This is a genomic window from Joostella atrarenae, from assembly GCF_021764745.1.
In the GTDB taxonomy this organism is placed as follows: Bacteria; Bacteroidota; Bacteroidia; order Flavobacteriales; family Flavobacteriaceae; genus Galbibacter; species Galbibacter atrarenae.
Genome location: NZ_JAETXX010000001.1, coordinates 596,784 through 611,053, shown reverse-complemented (window position 1 = coordinate 611,053; position 14,270 = coordinate 596,784). Strand labels below are relative to the sequence as shown.

13 protein-coding genes are annotated in these 14,270 nt (G+C 33.5%); 5 read left to right on the top strand and 8 right to left on the bottom strand.

Translation table 11 applies throughout. The annotated features are described in order from the left end of the window. Positions 1-70: 70 nt before the first annotated feature. The 3 genes from JM658_RS02665 to JM658_RS02655 are packed head-to-tail and all read left to right on the top strand — an operon-like array spanning position 71 to position 2,402. Positions 71-1,177, top strand: a complete 1,107-nt coding sequence (locus JM658_RS02665) for a CNNM domain-containing protein (RefSeq protein WP_236957677.1) — start codon at positions 71-73, stop codon at positions 1,175-1,177. Beyond that, positions 1,158-1,631 (top strand): methylated-DNA--[protein]-cysteine S-methyltransferase, encoded by a 474-nt coding sequence (locus tag JM658_RS02660; RefSeq protein WP_236957676.1) that lies wholly within the window; start codon positions 1,158-1,160, stop codon positions 1,629-1,631. Before JM658_RS02665 ends, JM658_RS02660 begins: the two co-directional genes overlap by 20 nt. 57 nt (positions 1,632-1,688) lie before the next feature. Next, the gene (locus JM658_RS02655) at positions 1,689-2,402 is read left to right on the top strand and encodes a 3'-5' exonuclease (protein WP_236957675.1); all 714 of its coding nucleotides are present in this window, start codon (positions 1,689-1,691) and stop codon (positions 2,400-2,402) included. A 36-nt stretch (positions 2,403-2,438) separates the two neighbouring features. Here JM658_RS02655 and JM658_RS02650 read toward each other — a convergent pair whose 3' ends face one another. Together JM658_RS02650 and JM658_RS02645 are read right to left on the bottom strand one after the other, a co-directional pair. Continuing rightward, positions 2,439-5,426, bottom strand: coding sequence for a S8 family serine peptidase (locus JM658_RS02650; RefSeq protein WP_236957674.1), 2,988 nt, complete (start codon positions 5,424-5,426; stop codon positions 2,439-2,441). 386 nt (positions 5,427-5,812) lie between these two features. Further along, positions 5,813-6,763, bottom strand: coding sequence for an endonuclease/exonuclease/phosphatase family protein (locus tag JM658_RS02645; RefSeq protein WP_236957673.1), 951 nt, complete (start codon positions 6,761-6,763; stop codon positions 5,813-5,815). A gap of 53 nt (positions 6,764-6,816) precedes the next feature. On the opposite strand from JM658_RS02645, the gene hflX reads away from it, so the two are divergent. Beyond that, positions 6,817-8,037, top strand: coding sequence for a GTPase HflX (gene hflX / locus JM658_RS02640; RefSeq protein ID WP_236957672.1), 1,221 nt, complete (start codon positions 6,817-6,819; stop codon positions 8,035-8,037). An 80-nt stretch (positions 8,038-8,117) separates the two neighbouring features. Here hflX and JM658_RS02635 read toward each other — a convergent pair whose 3' ends face one another. The 6 genes from JM658_RS02635 to JM658_RS02610 form a co-directional block, all read right to left on the bottom strand. After that, entirely contained in the window at positions 8,118-8,618 is a 501-nt protein-coding gene (locus tag JM658_RS02635) for a hypothetical protein (protein ID WP_236957671.1), read from the bottom strand. A 93-nt stretch (positions 8,619-8,711) separates the two neighbouring features. Beyond that, positions 8,712-9,629: a DUF3078 domain-containing protein gene (locus JM658_RS02630; RefSeq protein ID WP_236957670.1), complete on the bottom strand. Its 918-nt coding sequence runs from the start codon at positions 9,627-9,629 to the stop codon at positions 8,712-8,714. 81 nt (positions 9,630-9,710) lie between these two features. Then, positions 9,711-10,217, bottom strand: a complete 507-nt coding sequence (locus JM658_RS02625; protein WP_236957669.1) for a DUF2480 family protein — start codon at positions 10,215-10,217, stop codon at positions 9,711-9,713. A gap of 106 nt (positions 10,218-10,323) precedes the next feature. Beyond that, complete coding sequence (locus JM658_RS02620; RefSeq protein WP_236957668.1) at positions 10,324-10,647, bottom strand: iron-sulfur cluster assembly protein; 324 nt, start codon at positions 10,645-10,647, stop codon at positions 10,324-10,326. Between the two features lie 6 nt (positions 10,648-10,653). Beyond that, positions 10,654-11,076: a SufE family protein gene (locus JM658_RS02615; RefSeq protein ID WP_236957667.1), complete on the bottom strand. Its 423-nt coding sequence runs from the start codon at positions 11,074-11,076 to the stop codon at positions 10,654-10,656. Positions 11,077-11,441: 365 nt separating this feature from the next. After that, positions 11,442-12,656: an aminotransferase class V-fold PLP-dependent enzyme gene (locus tag JM658_RS02610; RefSeq protein WP_262911721.1), complete on the bottom strand. Its 1,215-nt coding sequence runs from the start codon at positions 12,654-12,656 to the stop codon at positions 11,442-11,444. Between the two features lie 372 nt (positions 12,657-13,028). Here JM658_RS02610 and JM658_RS02605 point away from each other — a divergent pair, with 372 nt between their 5' ends. Then, positions 13,029-14,261, top strand: a complete 1,233-nt coding sequence (locus JM658_RS02605) for a serine hydrolase domain-containing protein (protein WP_236957666.1) — start codon at positions 13,029-13,031, stop codon at positions 14,259-14,261. Positions 14,262-14,270: the final 9 nt, after the last annotated feature.

Here is a 14,270-nt window from a genome sequence, read left to right as displayed (position 1 = left end):
ATAGGCATTACAAAAAACTATCTTGGTTCTTACTAGATATATACTTAAATTCGCTATAAATCATATATATATGGGATTATTAATATTATTTGCCCTTGTTTCTATTTTCTTTTCATTTTTATGTTCGGTTTTAGAGGCTGTTTTTTTGAGCGTTACTCCAACATTTATAAATGTAAAGAAACAAGAAGGTAAAGCTTATGCTTTTACACTTGAGAAGTTAAAGCAAAACGTGGACGCTCCACTTATTGCTATTTTAACTATTAATACTGTTGCGCATACTGTTGGTGCCATTTTAGTTGGTGTTCAAGCTGAAAAATTACCATATAAAGTTGATATTTTAGGTTTTAATATTGTGGGAGTTGTATCTGCTATTATGACCATATTAATTCTTGTTGTTTCAGAAATTATCCCAAAAACTATTGGAGCTACTTACTGGAGGCGCTTAGGTAATTTTACTGCCAAAGCACTAACTATTATGATTTTTCCATTAAAATGGACAGGTATTATTTGGTTATTAAAACTAACTACTAAATTAATAGGAGGTAAAAGTGCTCATGGATCTGTTTTCAGTAGAGAGGATTTTTCGGCTATGGCAGATATTGCACAAGAAGAAGGTGTTTTCCAAGAATCGGAATCTACTATGATTAAAAACCTTGTTCGTTTTGATAAAATTCTAGCTAAAGATATTATGACCCCAAGAACGGTTATGAAATCAGCCTCTGAAGACATAACAATAGAAGATTTCTTTAAAAGCAATCCAAAATTGCGTTTTTCAAGGATTCCCGTTTATAAAAATAATGCTGATAACATTACTGGTTTTGTTTTAAAAGACCAAGTATTGGAGGCTATCATTAACGGAGAAGGTAATGAGAAACTAAGTTCTTTGAGTAGAGATATCCTTATTGCTAAACGTAATATTCCACTTCCAGAATTATTTGAAAGATTCATCCGAAATCAAGATCATATTGCATTAGTTGTTGATGAGTATGGTTCCATCAGCGGATTGGTAACAATGGAAGATATTATAGAAACGATGCTTGGTTTAGAAATTGTAGACGAAAGTGATAATGTTGAAGATTTACAATTACTAGCCAGAAGGAATTGGCAGATGCGAGCAGAGCGAATGGGGATCTACGAGAAACCTATAGAAAATGAAGATGAAACAGACAATAATTAAAACTCCACTTGGAAGCACAAAAATTATTGGTGACGAAAATGGAATTGCCGCAATTACTGTTTTAGATGATGAGGTAAAACCATCAGATGAAATTCCTACTGAACTCACAGAAGCAGTTGAACAATTAAATGCTTATTTTAAAGGGAATTTAGAACAGTTTAATTTTAAAACTAACCTTAAAGGCACCGATTTTCAAAAAAGAGTATGGAAGGCATTACTTGAAATTCCATATGGAAAAACTACTTCTTATTTAGAACTTTCCAAAACTCTTGGAGATGTAAAAGCAATTCGTGCGGTAGCAGCAGCAAATGGAAAAAATCCGCTTTGGATTGTTGTCCCTTGTCACCGCGTTATTGGCAGCGATGGTTCTCTTACAGGCTACGCAGGAGGTTTATGGCGTAAAAAGTGGCTTTTAGAGCACGAAACTCCACCAATACAGCAATCGCTGTTCTAACCAACCAAAGGCTAGTTTAAAAGTCTTATATTTAATATAACCCATTAACATTAAAAGATGCTTCATAAAGTAACTTTAGAAAATATCTTATTTCTAGATATAGAAACGGTGCCAGAATTTCCAGACTATAACGAGTTATCTGATGACAAAAAAGAGTTATGGGCTCATAAAACGCAATATCAGAGAAAAGATGAACATACTCCTGAGGAATTTTATGATCGTGCAGGAATATGGGCTGAGTTTGGAATTATAGTCTGTATATCTGTTGGCTATTTTACTTTTAAGGGAAATAATAGGACTTTTAGAGTAACTTCCATTCATGGGGAGGAAAAAGAAATCCTTAAAGAGTTCAAAATTCTTCTAGAAACTCATTATGAATCCCCATACAAATTACTTTGTGGCCATAATGCTAAGGAGTTTGATTTCCCTTACATAGCTCGAAGAATGATTATCCACGGTATCTCTCTTCCGAGTAAATTAAATTTATTCGGGAAAAAACCATGGGAAATACCTCATCTCGACACTATGGAGCTATGGAAGTTTGGAGATTACAAACACTACACTTCTTTAAAGCTATTGACCAACATACTTAATATCCCATCGCCGAAAGACGATATTGATGGAAGTATGGTTTGCCATGTTTTTTACAAGGAAAATGACATTGATAAGATTGTTACTTATTGCGAGAAAGATGTCATTGCTGTTGCACAAGTCTTCCTGCGCCTTAGAGGTAACGAGATATTAGATGATTCTGAAATTATGCATGTATAATTTTTTCTAGTCAAATAAACATCAAAACCTATCAGCTTAATTTTTTAAAAATTTAGCTCCCGTCATTTTACCATTTTCTTGAACTCTAACTACATATAATCCAGTTGGGAAATTAGAAACATTAATTCTTTTGTTATAACCATTTCCACTTGCTACAATGTTACCAGTTGCATTATAAATCTGATATGCATCATTCGTTTCAGAAAGTCCGTTAATCATAATATTATCTACTGCAGGATTCGGATATACACTTATTCTTGTAATATCTTCAGCAGTCTCTAATAACTCACTCGCATCCATTGCTGCCAATCTATCTAGCACACTTTCTTTACTTGCACTATTTATATATCCTTTTACCGTAACATTATCTATATATACGCTTGTTGTTTCGTTATAAATCTGTGTTTCAATTTTAAACTGTGTGTTTTCAGAAAACTTAAACTCACTATTCGTTACGGAAAGAGTAGCTTGATAAAAATATCCATTCTCCAATTCATCATTTACTGAATACTCATCTAATACATTCCATCCATTACCATTGTTTATAGATACAACTACTTTGTCATTATTTTTAATAGCAGTTGCAAGAATAAAAAAGTCTAAAGTCAATTTCTCATAAGGCAGCACATTCATTTTTGGAGTATAAATCGAAGCCAATCCAGTTTCTCTACTACTTGCTGCGATAGAATTATCTAGGCTATACTTCCCTTTACTAGCTCCCCAAACACCAGCTGCAGTCCACTGCCCTATTCCTTTTTCAAAATCATTAGAAGCTATTATGGCAGTTAAACGCTCTTCAGACAATGTTTTTACATTATATTCATCGCTATTTTCAGAAGTATTATTAGCTTCATCTTTAGCAATTACTGTAAAAATATAATTAGTATCTGCTTGCAATCCATTTACAGTAACCTTATTTTCAGTAACCACATCAATCATAATTCCATCCATATAAACCTCATAAGCAACAGTAGCTACATTATCTGCTGCTTGCCCCCAATTAAGATTTAAACTTGATTGAGAAATACTAGAAGCTGATAAATTCTTAACTACACTTGGTGCTTCGGTATCTATAAACTTCGTTTTAAAATCTTTTACAGTACTATAATCAGATTCTGCTAGCTCAGAACATAAAGTTCTAACTTTCCACTCATAAATGGTATTTTGCGATAAAGACTCTATTTTATTATTGTTTTCGGTAACTAAAATAGTTTCCCAAGTTGTTTCCGAACTTTTATTATTTGCTTGCGGTCTATAAGCAACTTCATAAATAGCATCTTCCACCATTTCCCATTCTAAGTTTGCCGATGTCTCCGTAATTTCTGTTGATGTAAGTTTTTGAGGAGTATCTAACGTACAAGCACTACTTTTAATTCCTGTTAAAACAACTGAAAAATCTTGTTTATTATTGGCTAGCTTACCTTTATGGGTAATTGTAATTGTATAAGTTCCAGATGCATTTGGAATTTCAATTTTTTCAAAAGGGTCTACATTATTAATTCCTTGTTGCGCTCCAGTATTCGCAGTAGCTACAGATAATTTCCATGGATAATATACAGCATCTTCACCATCTTTTGTAATTACAATATCAAGATCGTTTACCAAAACGGCGCTATCATCATTTAAATCACCTTCATTTTTAACTGGATTTGGAAGATCTGTCCAAGATACAGAAGCCATTAATGTTTGTCCTTCTTCAGCATCAACGGTAAAACTATATGTTTGACCATCATTTAAAGACTCTTCAATTATTTCAGATTCAAATCCAGCTTTAGAAATTGTTTGAGCTGCTTTACGGGTATTTATAATTCCCCATCCAAACTTATAGTCTGGACCTGGAAAATTCCCTGCTTCATCAGCGGTGTGTAGCGTTAATCCTTTTAAAGTTGCCGCTCTCATAAAAGTCCCATGTGTTTCTCTATAATATTGTTGTAACAATAATAAAGCACCTGTTACTCCTGGAGCTGCCATAGAAGTTCCTGATTGACTCACATAACTTGTATCATTATTATCATAAGCAGAATACACATCAACTCCTTCTCCAGTAATATCTGGCTTGATTCTCCCATCATCAGTAGGCCCGAAATTACTAAAAGATGCAATCTCTGAACTTAATAAATTATTATTTTCATCCAAAACCACATTGTCTGCAGCAGCAACCGTCAATCCGTTTTTTGAAACTGCATATCCTAGTAAAAGATCATTTGCATCTGCAGGTGTACCAACATTTGGAGCTTCATTATATTGATATTGTTGTGTGTTTCCAGCAGCAGTAACCATTAAATAATATGGAGCATTGTACATAATTTCATCCCATTCTTGCGCCTGATAGATATAAGCACCGAAGTACCAATCTGGAATAGTTTTACCACTAATTCCGTAGGAATGATTAGAAAGTAGCAATCCATTTGCAGCTGCTTCAGCAACTTCTGCCTCATCATTCGACCAATCGAAAGTTACTCCTTCCGCATTATATGCAACGCCTTTTGCCTTTTGATCCACTCCTGCTGCCATAATCGTTCCTAAAACATGTGTTGCATGCCCACTTGTTCTGCTAGAGTTATCACCAGATTGAACACGACCAGTAAATTCTTGATGAGTCATCAACGCATTCCCGCTATCCCAAACTCCTACATGCATACCAATTCCATCTACATCTAAATGTAAATCGCCTGTGTTATACAAAGAATTTGATCTAGAAGCGTGCACCACATTATCATTAAAAGTTGTGTAATAAATAGGAGCGCCATCTGGCCCTATTCTTTCCAACTCCATTAAACCTCCATTTGGAAGTTCTTCCGTAAGCTTCCATCCTTTAGAAACAGCCATACGTTTTGCTTGCTCTTTTTGCAATAAAGTATTGTTTCTAAATTTTTTTGAAATCGATTTAAGATTGGTACTTTGTGATTGTTCTATGTGAGTATCCTTTTGAAATTTATGCTGCGCAGTTACTTTTTGAACATTAAGAAGTAAAACTACCATAACGGTAATAGACAAAATTGCTTTTTGTAGGATTGATTTCATAATTATTGTGATTTGGCTTAACTAATGTAGGAGTTAAGTAAAATCAATCCGATGAAATGCACGATTTATTCGATGAAATGCACTAGTGTTTTCGATGAACTACATAAAAACATAATAAATATAAACTTAAGACTACTTTTATTGTAATATTTTTCTGTAGTCTATTATGCATTTCATCGATGTTATTTGCCTTTAATAGATTTTTTAGGTGATAAATGATGAAAACAAGATTAGAAGAAACATTTTCATATATAAAAAACTAAATCCCTCGAAATAAGTTGCGAGGGATCAGGATATATAAATAGGATAATGATATACAATTAAAGAGAATTATAGTCTCTGGATATTAAGATAGTCTTATAACATTACCTTATAAAAAAGAATAGTTAAGACTCTTTTAATTGAATAAACACAGGAAAATGATCACTATAACCACCTAGGTATTTATTACCTACATAAGTTCTAAAAGGAAAACCTTTATACCTTTCTTTCCATTCTGCGAGAAATTTATCATCAAGAATATCAGCTTTGATAAAACGTAGTTTACTTTCAGAAATATTAAAGAAATTATTGGAGATAATAATCTGGTCAAAAATATTCCAATTAGATTTAAAATTTAGTGATCCTCTTTCTGAAGGAATATGCAATTTTTCCATTGGATTATACAGATCGTTAGTAACCAAATTATCTTTTACACTTGGAGAACTAGGATCGTCATTAAAATCTCCCATAATAATAAACTTAGGATCATTTTCTTGTACTTTAATCTGATCCATAACGGTGTGAAGTGATTTTGCGGCAGCTACACGTTTATAAGCGGTTTCTCCATCTCCCTGACGGCGAGAAGGCCAATGGTTTACAAAAACATGAATTCGCTCCCCATGAAGCTCTCCATATACATGTAGAATATCTCTAGTAAAATCACGAACTCCATCTTCACTATAAACTAATAAAGGAATTGCCTTACTATGAATTATTTTAAAATGCTTTTCTTGATATAAAAGAGCTGTATCTATTCCTCTTTCATCAGGAGAATTGTAATGAATGTATTTATAATTAGCATCTGATAAAGATTCAGTAGTAATTAAATCATTTAAAACGGCTTTATTTTCTACTTCAGCAACACCTAAGATTACGGGAGGAAAATTTGATTCGTCTGTTCCTATATGAGAAATGGCTTTTCCTAGCTTGAATATTTTATTTTCATAACGATCATCATCCCACTCAAGACGACCATCTTCAGTAAAATCATCATCTAAAATATTAGGATCGTTAATAGTGTCAAATAAGTTTTCTAAATTGTAAAAAGCTACGGTGTACAAATTGTTATCGTTCATGCTGTAAAAATAGAAAAATCAATTATGTACCTTTGTACTTTACATTTTATTTTATGCTGGAAAAGAAAACATTAGAATATGAGAAAACAGTGCTCGTTGGAATTATTAACCAAGAGCAAGATGAGGAAACATCTAAAGAATATTTAGATGAATTAGAGTTCTTGGCATATACTGCCGGTGGTGAAGTTGCTGCTAGGTTCACCCAGAAAGTGGATATTCCGAATCCCAAAACCTTTATTGGAACTGGGAAAATGGAAGAAATTCAACAATTTGTTACTGAGAACGATATAGGGACTGTTATTTTTGATGATGAGCTAACCCCTGGTCAGCAACGTAATATAGAGAAGATTCTGAAGGCTAAAATTCTTGATAGAACGAGTCTTATTCTTGATATTTTTGCCCAACGTGCACAAACTAGTAATGCTAGAACACAAGTAGAATTGGCACAATACCAATACTTATTACCAAGACTTACAGGTTTATGGACTCACTTGGAACGTCAACGTGGAGGAATTGGAATGCGTGGTCCTGGGGAAACAGAGATTGAAACAGATAGACGTATCGTAAGAGATCGTATTGCGCTTCTTAAGAAAAAATTGGAGAAGATAGATCGCCAGATGGAAACGCAACGTGGAAATCGTGGTGCATTAATTCGTGTAGCGCTTATTGGATATACCAATGTTGGTAAATCTACGCTGATGAATGTTATTAGTAAAAGTGAAGTTTTTGCTGAGAATAAGCTATTTGCAACGCTAGATACAACAGTTAGAAAAGTAGTTATAGGAAACCTTCCCTTTTTATTAACTGACACTGTAGGATTCATAAGAAAGCTCCCTACACAATTAGTAGAGTCTTTTAAAAGTACTTTAGACGAGGTGAGAGAAGCCGATTTGCTACTGCATGTTGTAGACATCTCACATCCCAATTTTGAGGAGCATATTGCTTCTGTAAATCAGATATTAGATGAAATAAAAGCTTCTGATAAGCCTGCAATTATGGTTTTTAATAAAATCGACAATTACGAGCATGAAACTATTGAAGAAGATGATTTAGTAACTGAAAAAACTACTAAACACTTTACCCTCGATGAATGGAAACAAACATGGATGGGAAGAGTTGGAGATAACGAAGTGCTATTTATATCAGCTCTTAACAAAGAAAACCTAGAGGAATTTAGAAAGAAAGTGTACGATGCAGTTAGAGAACTTCATGTACAACGTTTCCCTTATAATAATTTCCTTTATGAGGATTATACGGAAGAAACTGAAGAGTAGATTAGAATATTTATATTCAGATTTAAAAAGCATCAATAAAAAGCAACCCCAAGGATTTAAATTCTTGGGGTTGCTTTTTTTTATTTCCAATCTATAACTAAATTCTTTCCTTTAATAAAACTAAATTCAGAATAGTCGGCATACAAATCTTCATTACTTACTTTTATAGTAATGTTGCTAAACACATCAACCTCTGGATTAATATTCTTAAAAACTACTTTTGTTTGAATAGGTATATTCGCTAAAACTCTGTTACAAACGGAATAATAACCTACAAACATATTACCTACAGAAGCCTGTTCTGAAAAATATTTATTATCAGCAACATCTTTCACATAAGTATGCACGTCTCTGTGATAAAAACATAATAATTGATTCCCCAATTTATGAGTAATAAGAAAAGAAACAGCAACTGTTTGAGCTTTTATATCACCTAGAACAGAAACAAGCTTTAAACTAAAATCAGGATTAAAAGTAGTAAGTTCTGTTTGATTTTTAAGACGAGTTATGGTTTTAGAAGTAACATTACTTACCTCTAAATTTTCAATTTGAGAACCATCTAATAAAACCTCATCAATCATAGACTATACAATTACACTGTAGAATATAGTCTATATTAAAAAATCCCCTTGAAATAACAAGAGGATTTTTTAATAAATATTATTTAGGTGCTCTTAGAAGCCGAAATTAACTCCAAGACCAAATACTTCACGCAATTGCAATGCATTAACAGCATTATCATCATATACCGTTTGTACTGTGAAATTTGTAGAAAGGTAGTTGTTTATTTTCATTACAACATTCAACGTATAGTCGATATCTACATTTTGTGGATCTTCTAAATAGTTAGAATAAAGGTTTAATGTGTTTTCAAAAGTCACATTCTCCATCAAGCTAAATTTATAGTAACCTGAAGCATAGAAACCTAATTCATAACGAAACTTATCTCCCGGATCAATTCCATAAGCCTGCAAATTATTAGTATTAGAAACACCTGAATGCTCTACAAACTCATCTGAATCTTCATCATAAATATAAAGATCATCACTAATAAAAGTCATTTTAGAAGTAGCTGGAGCTAAGTTCAATTTAAGATTCTCATTTTTCTTCCATTCCATACCTGGACCAAAAGTTAAATAAGCTGGTTTAAATAACCCTGAAGTACGGAAATCACCATCTTCATCGTTATCATAATCATAACCATCTGTAAATTGAGTTCTAAAGTTTAAGAAGAATGAATAGTTCCAATTTCCAAAAGCTTTTTTCCCTACTAAAGAGTTGTATTCAAAACGGTCGTCTGTTTTACGCGTACCTTGATCGTCGTTATTTGTAAGACCATAAGAAGCAATCACTTTATTATCCCAAGACCAATCTTCTTTTAAATAATTAAAGTCATAATTTACTCCTAATGTTCCAGAAATATTATTTTGTCCCCCAGCAACCCAATTACTAAAAGCAGATTGATTTAATAAAAAGGTAAATGTTCCACCTTTAGTCCATCCTTGTTTTGGTGCATCTTCTGCATCCGCATCCTGAGCATAAGAAAAAGTAACCCCTAATAAAAGAGCCCCTATTACTAATAATTTTCTCATTGATTTAAATTTTAAGTTATCCTTTTAAAAAATTTGTGCAATATTACTACAATAAGTAGATATGTTGAGGGAAATTATGAATTATTTTCTCTTATATAAAGGAACCGCGGAACAAGCTTCTCCGTACATAACACTTTTTGCTACAGGGATTAGGCGTTCCGTAATCATTATATAAGCATTTTGTGGTACTGGTTTTCTAGAGCATCCTTTCACAATAACAGGTTTATCTGTATACTCCAAAAGATCAATATTTGGTATGACATCTTGGTATATAGATGTCTCCAATTGCTCTAAAGAACCAACTACAACTTTTTTTGCGTAAGGAGCTAAATACGTAGTAAGCAACATAAATGCCCAAGCAGGGATAATTGCTTCTGTAGAGCATGTTAACGCTACATAACTACCTTCATATTGCTCCCAATTATAATTTTTAGCTAGCTCTCGGAAATCTTTTTCTTTCAACAAAAATCCTTCCAAAAGCCAATCTTTAATATCAAAAAGCACACGCTCACCAGCTGGATAATAATCTTCAAGATTAAAAGTCTCCAGTTTACTTTGCGCTACTCTATTAATTATTTCTTCCTGCATGCATTTATGATTTTGGGGTATTTAATAGCGTTAAAGTTTAATATATAAGCATTTTTACTTCTTACACCGTGCCTTACAACTTTAACGTATCGCTATTTAGGTATTCCTACAATAAACCTAACTCCAATTTAGCTTCTTCACTCATTAATTCTTGACTCCAAGGCGGGTCAAAAGTAATTTCTACCTCTGCATCTTTTACCTCGTCAAGAGTTTTAATTCTTTCTTCTACTTCCACTGGTAATGTTTCTGCTACTGGGCAGTTTGGAGTTGTAAGTGTCATTAAAACTTTAACTTCATAATCTTCATTTACAAAAACATCATAAATAAGTCCTAATTCATAGATGTCTACAGGAATCTCAGGATCATAAATAGTTTTTAAAACCACTACAATTTTTTCTCCTAATGCCGCTGTATCTATTGTTTCACTCATATTTTTTTAATTTAATTGTGTCTGATATGCAACTGCATATAACTTTAATTGTTTTATCATACTCACCAATCCATTAGCTCTATTTGGAGACAAATGCTCTTTTAAGCCAATTTCATCTATAAAATCTGTATTCGCCTCTATAATATCCTTTGGACTTTGATTAGAGAAAGCTCTTACTAAAATAGCAATAATTCCTTTAGTAATAATAGCATCACTATCCGCAGTAAAAACCAACTTATCACCTTCAAGCTCCGCATGAACCCATACTTTACTCTGGCATCCTTTAATTATATTATCTTCCGTTTTATAATCTTCATCAATAAGTGGCAATGACTTCCCTAGCTCGATCATATACTCATAACGCTGCAACCAGTCGTCGAAAATAGAAAATTCATCTACAATATCATTTTGAATCTCTTGAATTGTCATAGGTTTAATTTTCAACAAAAATACAACAAGAATAAATGCTATTCAACTGTTTTACTATATGTTATTATAAAGGAAAATGATAGTAGAAAGCATCTAAAGACATTAAAAAGATATAAAACCAATCATGTAAGCTCCTTTTTGGGCATTCCGCGAAGAAAATTCGCGTCCGGGCTTTCGTTACTCGCTTTATGGCAATCTCTTGCCATAAGAGCTCAAACAGACCACTCAATCCCTAATGCAATAACAATAGAATTAAGATTTCAAATAAATGCATCAGCCGTTAGCTCATTTAAAAAAACAACTCGTTTATGATTGAAACAATAAATATTTCAGCAATAAAATTGATATACTTTTTCAATAAAAAACTACGAAAGCATCATTGAAGCTTTCTTTACAGCTGCTACCAATACATCAATCTCTTCCTTGGTATTATAAAAGGCAAAACTAGCTCTCACTGTTCCCGGAATTTTAAAGAAATCCATTATCGGTTGTGCACAATGATGCCCCGTTCTTACAGCTACTCCAAGCTTATCTACAATAGTTCCGATATCATAAGGATGGATACCTTCAATATTGAAAGAAATTACAGAAGCCTTCTTATCAGAAACCCCATAAATCTTTAATCCTTCAATTTCGTTAAGCTTTTCTGTTCCATATTTTAAAAGCTCATTCTCATAAGCAAGAATAGCATCAAAACCAATATTATTCATGTAATCTATGGCAGCACCAAAGGCAATTCCTCCACAAATATTTGGAGTCCCAGCTTCAAATTTATGAGGAAGATCTGCATAGGTAGTTTTTTCGAAAGTAACCTCCGCAATCATTTCTCCCCCTCCTTGGTAAGGCGGCAATTTTTTTAACCACTCCTCTTTTCCATAAAGCATTCCTACACCTGTAGGTCCACACATTTTATGAGCAGAAGCCACATAGAAATCAACATCTAATGCCTGTACATCTGGCTTTATATGCGGACAAGCTTGCGCGCCATCTATTAAAACCGCAGCACCAACAGCGTGGGCTTTAGCAATAATTTCTTCGATAGGATTTATAACTCCAAGAGCATTAGAAATATGATTACAGAAAACAAGCTTTGTCTTATCCGATAACAATTCTGAATACACATCCATCTTAAGTTCTCCGTTTTCGTCCATCGGAATAACTTTTAAGACAGCTCCTGTGCGCTCACAAAGCATTTGCCAAGGCACAATATTAGAGTGATGCTCTAAAGCAGAAACTATAAGCTCATCGCCTTCCTTTAAAAGCGCAGAAAACCCATTTGCAACCAAGTTTATACTATGTGTAGTCCCAGAAGTGAAGATAATCTCATAATCCTTTTTAGCATTAAAATGTGCTTGGATCTTTTTACGAGAAGCCTCATATAAATCTGTAGCCTCCTGAGATAATGTATGTACACCACGGTGGATATTGGCATTGTAATTAGAATAGTAATCTACAATACAGTCCATCACCTGCTTTGGCGTTTGCGAAGTCGCAGCATTATCAAAATAAACCAAAGGATATCCATTTATTTCCCTTTTTAAAATTGGGAAATCTTCACGTATTTTCTGTATATCAATCATAACTAATCTTTGTACAAAAGTAGGCAACAGTTTGTAAAGTATAAAGGTTATAAAGTTGAAAGTTTTAATAGTCCATTATTTCGATATACTTTATCTGTTTTTAATTGACTATAAACGTTAGAAATGAGTATTTAATAATCTATTTATTCTTTGTATATCCCAATCTAATACATCAAAAACCATGCGCTCTATCTTCAGCTCTTAAATCTTTTTATATTATCTTTATTCTACATTAACTACAACACCTAATCTGTGAGAAATTTTAAACGCTTCGCACTCTTTACAATCATTCTTATATGTTTATTATTTATTTCGGTTGTTTACTTTAACTATCCAAAACTGAATATTATCAGTGGATTTTCAGCAAAAAACATGTGTTCTTGTGTTTTTAATGACGGTAGAAGTCAGCAATTCACAAGAAATAACGACAATAATTTTGCGCCTGTCAACTTAGCAAACAATAAGATTAATAAAACAGCCAATTCGGTTACCGCTAGTGTTTACGGATTAAAATCGCGTACTGCCATTTACCGTGAAGGATTAGGGTGTGTCTTACTACCAATAAACGCAGATGTAGAAAAAATTAAAAGTGCGAAAGCACCCATCCGAAATACGGAGAGAATTAATCGGCCGTATCCGTATGGCGACTTACAGCAAAAAGATACTTTCTTCTCTAATATAGATTATGAGCAAATCGATGAGATTGTAAATGCTTCTTTCGACAACAATGAGATTCAGAAAACACGTTCTGTATTGGTTATTTATAAAAATCAGATTATTGCTGAAAAATATGCCGACTCTCTAAACAAAGATTCTAAACTCCTCGGCTGGTCGATGACAAAAAGTATTATGGCTACACTTTATGGGATTCTTCAATATGAAGGGAAGCTCAATGTAAACGACCCTACAAATATTAAAGCTTGGCAAAACGATGAACGTGCAAAAATTACGTATAACGATTTGTTACACATGAGCAGCGGCTTAGCGTGGAACGAAGATTATGCTACCATTTCTGATGTCACCAAAATGCTTTTCCTAACAGACAATATGGGAAAAGTACAAGAAGAAAAACTAGCAGAAGCTGCCCCAAATAAACAATGGAATTATTCCTCTGGAACTACAAATCTATTATCTTCTTTATTGCGAAAAGAATTTAATAGCTATGAGGAATATCTAAACTTTCCGTACCAAAAGCTTATCGATAGAATTGGAATGAAAAGTATGTTTATCGAAACTGATGCTGCTGGAACTTATGTAGGTTCTTCTTATGGCTGGGCAACTACTCGCGATTGGGGGAAATTTGGTTTGCTATATCTCCACAATGGAAATTGGGACGGCGATCAGTTATTTGACAAGAATTGGAGCGATTATGTAGCGGAACCAGCACCAAATTCTGATGGCCTCTACGGAGCACATTTTTGGCTCAATACACCAGATAAAATGCCTCATGCACCAATGGACACCTATTATGCCGATGGTTTTCAAGGTCAGCGTGTGTATATCGTTCCATCAAAAGATCTTGTTGTAGTAAGAATGGGATTAGCTTCTGGCGATGCCTTTGATTTTGATTGGTTTTTAGGCGGTATTTCTAAAGGAATAAATTAAGTTTAACTA

Excerpts from the sequence above, each read along its gene's own strand:
- JM658_RS02665 (WP_236957677.1), top strand. The coding sequence starts at position 71 with ATGGGATTATTAATATTATTTGCCCTTGTTTCTATTTTCTTTTCATTT.
- JM658_RS02660 (WP_236957676.1), top strand. The coding sequence starts at position 1,158 with ATGAAACAGACAATAATTAAAACTCCACTTGGAAGCACAAAAATTATT.
- JM658_RS02655 (WP_236957675.1), top strand. The coding sequence starts at position 1,689 with ATGCTTCATAAAGTAACTTTAGAAAATATCTTATTTCTAGATATAGAA.
- JM658_RS02650 (WP_236957674.1), bottom strand. The coding sequence starts at position 5,426 with ATGAAATCAATCCTACAAAAAGCAATTTTGTCTATTACCGTTATGGTA.
- JM658_RS02645 (WP_236957673.1), bottom strand. The coding sequence starts at position 6,763 with ATGAACGATAACAATTTGTACACCGTAGCTTTTTACAATTTAGAAAAC.
- hflX (WP_236957672.1), top strand. The coding sequence starts at position 6,817 with ATGCTGGAAAAGAAAACATTAGAATATGAGAAAACAGTGCTCGTTGGA.
- JM658_RS02635 (WP_236957671.1), bottom strand. The coding sequence starts at position 8,618 with ATGATTGATGAGGTTTTATTAGATGGTTCTCAAATTGAAAATTTAGAG.
- JM658_RS02630 (WP_236957670.1), bottom strand. The coding sequence starts at position 9,629 with ATGAGAAAATTATTAGTAATAGGGGCTCTTTTATTAGGGGTTACTTTT.
- JM658_RS02625 (WP_236957669.1), bottom strand. The coding sequence starts at position 10,217 with ATGCAGGAAGAAATAATTAATAGAGTAGCGCAAAGTAAACTGGAGACT.
- JM658_RS02620 (WP_236957668.1), bottom strand. The coding sequence starts at position 10,647 with ATGAGTGAAACAATAGATACAGCGGCATTAGGAGAAAAAATTGTAGTG.
- JM658_RS02615 (WP_236957667.1), bottom strand. The coding sequence starts at position 11,076 with ATGACAATTCAAGAGATTCAAAATGATATTGTAGATGAATTTTCTATT.
- JM658_RS02610 (WP_262911721.1), bottom strand. The coding sequence starts at position 12,656 with ATGATTGATATACAGAAAATACGTGAAGATTTCCCAATTTTAAAAAGG.
- JM658_RS02605 (WP_236957666.1), top strand. The coding sequence starts at position 13,029 with ATGTGTTCTTGTGTTTTTAATGACGGTAGAAGTCAGCAATTCACAAGA.